This window comes from Micromonospora sp. NPDC049580 (assembly GCF_040675595.1).
In the GTDB taxonomy this organism is placed as follows: Bacteria; Actinomycetota; Actinomycetes; order Mycobacteriales; family Micromonosporaceae; genus Micromonospora.
In genome coordinates, this window is sequence record NZ_JBFAPG010000597.1 from 1 (window position 1) to 3,348 (window position 3,348).

Annotated in this window: 3 protein-coding genes; 2 read left to right on the plus strand and 1 reads right to left on the minus strand. The window is 72.0% G+C overall.

The window, feature by feature from the left end:
• Nucleotide 1: 1 nt before the first annotated feature.
• Complete coding sequence (locus AB0J68_RS29670; RefSeq protein ID WP_354862244.1) at nt 2–1,222, minus strand: MFS transporter; 1,221 nt, start codon at nt 1,220–1,222, stop codon at nt 2–4.
• A 136-nt stretch (nt 1,223–1,358) separates the two neighbouring features.
• Between AB0J68_RS29670 and AB0J68_RS29675 the strand changes: the two genes are divergently transcribed.
• On the plus strand, nt 1,359–1,808 hold the full coding sequence (locus AB0J68_RS29675) for a MarR family transcriptional regulator (RefSeq protein WP_238660760.1): 450 nt from the start codon (nt 1,359–1,361) through the stop codon (nt 1,806–1,808).
• A gap of 78 nt (nt 1,809–1,886) precedes the next feature.
• A complete protein-coding gene (gene paaK, locus AB0J68_RS29680) occupies nt 1,887–3,194 on the plus strand; it encodes a phenylacetate--CoA ligase PaaK (protein ID WP_354862246.1) in 1,308 nt (435 codons plus the stop codon).
• The last annotated feature ends 154 nt before the right edge of the window (nt 3,195–3,348 follow it).

Genomic DNA, 3,348 nt, shown 5'->3' on the forward strand with positions numbered 1-3,348 from the left:
GTCAGACAGTCGTGTCCACCAGGCTCGCGTCGGCCCGGGTCGGCTCGTTACGACGGGCCAGCCGCAGCGCCCCGAGGAGCACGCCCAGGCCGGCCAGGGTGAGCGCGGCGCCGGCCCAGATCGGCGAGGTGTAGCCGAGTCCGGCGGCGATGGTCACCCCGCCGATCCAGGCGCCCAACGCGTTGCCGAGGTTGAACGCGGCGATGTTCGCCCCGGACGCCAGGGTCGGCGCCTGGTGGGCGTAGCGCATGATCCGCATCTGCAGCGGCGGCACGGTGGCGAAGCCGAACCCACCCATCAGCACCAGCGCGACGATGGTCAGCACCGGGTTGGTTGCGGTCAGCGCGAAGCCGACGAGCACCACGGTGAGCACCGCCAGGACGGTGACCAGGGTGCGTGACAGTGACCTGTCCGCCGCCCGGCCGCCGAGCAGGTTGCCCGCGAAGAGCCCCACTCCGAAGAGGACGAGCAGCCACGGCACGGTGCTGGTGGCGAAGCCGCTGACCTCGGTGAGCGTGTAGGCGATGTAGGTGAACGCGCCGAACATCCCGCCGAAGCCCAGGACGGTGATCACCAGGGAGAGCCAGACCTGGGGGTGGGTGAAGGCCCGCAACTCGCCGCGCAGCCCGCCCGCCGGGCGGTCGGCGTCCGCGGTGTCGCCGGTGGGAATGAGCAGGGCCAGCCCGATCAGGGCGACCACCCCGATGGCGGTGATCGCCCAGAACGTCGACCGCCAGCCGAAGTGCTGCCCGAGGAAGGTGCCGAAGGGCACGCCGAGCACGTTCGCGATGGTCAGGCCGGCGAACATCATGGCGATGGCGCCCGCCCGGCGGGCCGGTGCGACCAGGCCGGCGGCGACCACCGCGCCGATGCCGAAGAACGCGCCGTGGCAGAGCGCGGCGACGATCCGACCGGCCATCATCACGGCGTAGTCGCCGGCGACGGCGGAGAGCAGGTTGCCGATGATGAAGAGCACCATCAGGCCGAGCAGCACCGGTTTGCGGGGCAGTCGGGTGACCGCCGCGGTGAGGGCGACCCCGCCGACGGCCACGCTGAGCGCGTAGCCGGAGATCAACCAGCCGGCCACCGGCTCGGTGACCGCGAAGTCCGCGGCCACCTCGGGCAGCAGCCCCATGATCACGAACTCGGTGAGTCCGATGCCGAAGGCGCCGATGGCCAGCGCGATCAGGCCGGGCGGCAGGGACTTGTGGCGTACGGACATCGTCTTCCCATCGGGAGGGGAACAGATATGCGGCGCGTGCAATTACACGCGCCGGCAAAGAAATACTTGCACGCGCTTGATATCGGCGCAAGCGTGGTAGCCTGGGGCCCCTTCAGATCACACCGAGGAGGCCGCCATGGGCATCGCCGACGACGCGGTCGAGATCCGCGCGCAGGGCTGGCGCACCCTCGCCGCCCTGCACGGGCTGATCGAGACGTCCCTGGAGCGGGCCCTGCAGGCCGGCCACGACCTCTCCGTCGTCGAATACACGGTGCTCGACGCGCTCTCCCGCCAGGACGGCTGGCACATGCGGATGAGCCAGCTCGCCCGCGCCGCCGCGCTCTCCGGTAGCGCCACCACCCGGCTGGTCACCCGCCTGGAGCAGCGAGGGCTGCTCACCCGGATCCTCTGCGCCGACGACCGGCGCGGCATCTACACCGAGCTGACCCCGGCCGGCTCCGAGCTGCTCGCCCAGACCCGACCGACCCACGACCGGGTGCTCACCGACGCGCTCGCCGAGGCGGAGGCCACCCCCGAGCTGGCGCCACTGGTCGACGCCCTGCACCGGCTGCCAGCCGCCCGCTGACCGCCCCGCCGGCCCGGGCGACGGCGGGCGTACGGTACCCGCAGCCCGCACCGGGACCGTCGCGCAAGGAGGCAGGCGATGCAGGACCGCACCCCTCGTCCCGAAGAGCTGGAGCCGATCGAGCGCGCCGACATCGACGAGCTGCGCTCCCTGCAACGCGAACGGCTGCGCTGGTCGTTGCGGCACGCGTACGACCACGTGCCGCACTACCGCCGGGCGTTCGACGCCGCCGGCGTGCACCCCGACGACTGCCGCGACCTCGCCGACCTGGCCCGCTTCCCGTTCACCGGCAAGGCGGAGCTGCGTGACAACTACCCGTTCGGCATGTTCGCCGTACCCCGGGAGCGGGTCGCCCGACTGCACGCCTCCTCCGGCACCACCGGTCGACCCACAGTGGTCGGCTACACCCGCGACGACCTGCGGACCTGGGCCCGGCTGATGGCCCGGTCCATCCGCGCCTCCGGCGGCCGTCCCGGCGACCGCGTGCACGTCGCGTACGGCTACGGGCTCTTCACCGGCGGTCTGGGCGCCCATTACGGGGCCGAGGAACTCGGCTGCACGGTCATCCCGGTCTCCGGCGGCATGACCGAACGGCAGGTGCTGCTGATCCGCGACTTCGAACCCGAGGTCATCATGGTCACGCCCAGCTACATGCTCGCCATCGTCGACGAGATGCAGCGCCAGGGCGTCGACCCCCGCACCACCTCGCTGCGGGTCGGCATCTTCGGCGCGGAGCCGTGGACCGAGGACATGCGCCGCGAGATGGAACAGCGGTTGGACATCCACGCGGTCGACATCTACGGGCTCTCCGAGGTGATGGGCCCCGGCGTGGCCACCGAGTGCGTCGAGACCAAGGACGGGCTGCACCTCTGGGAGGACCACTTCTACCCGGAGATCATCGACCCGGTCACCGGGGTAGTGCTGCCCGACGGTGAGCGGGGCGAGCTGGTGCTGACCTCGCTGACCAAGGAGGCGATGCCGGTGGTGCGCTACCGCACCCGGGACCTCACCCGGCTGCTCCCCGGCACCGCGCGGCCGATGCGCCGGATCGAGAAGATCACCGGCCGGACGGACGACATGATGATCGTTCGCGGGGTGAACGTCTTCCCCACGCAGATCGAGGAGCTGATCCTGCGCACGCCGCAGCTGTCGCCGCACTTCCAGTGCGTCCTCGACCGGCGCGGCCGGCTGGACACCCTGACCGTACGGGTGGAGCGGCGCGTCGGGGTGGCCGTGGACGCCGCCGAGCGGGCCGGCGCGGCGCTGGTCGAGCTGGTGAAGAACACCATCGGGGTGAGCGTCGCGGTGGCGGTGCTCGCCCCGGACTCGGTGGAACGGTCGATGGGTAAGATGCGCCGCATCGTCGACCAGCGCGACGGCGACTGACGGCGCGGCGGCGCGGGGTCAACGGGGCACCGCGCCCGGCGGTGTCGACATAGGATCCGCGAGATGCGCGTGCTGGTGGTCTCCGCCCCGCTCGTCGGGCACGTCTTTCCCCTGGTGCCGCTGGCCGTCGCGCTGCGCGACGCCGGCCACGACG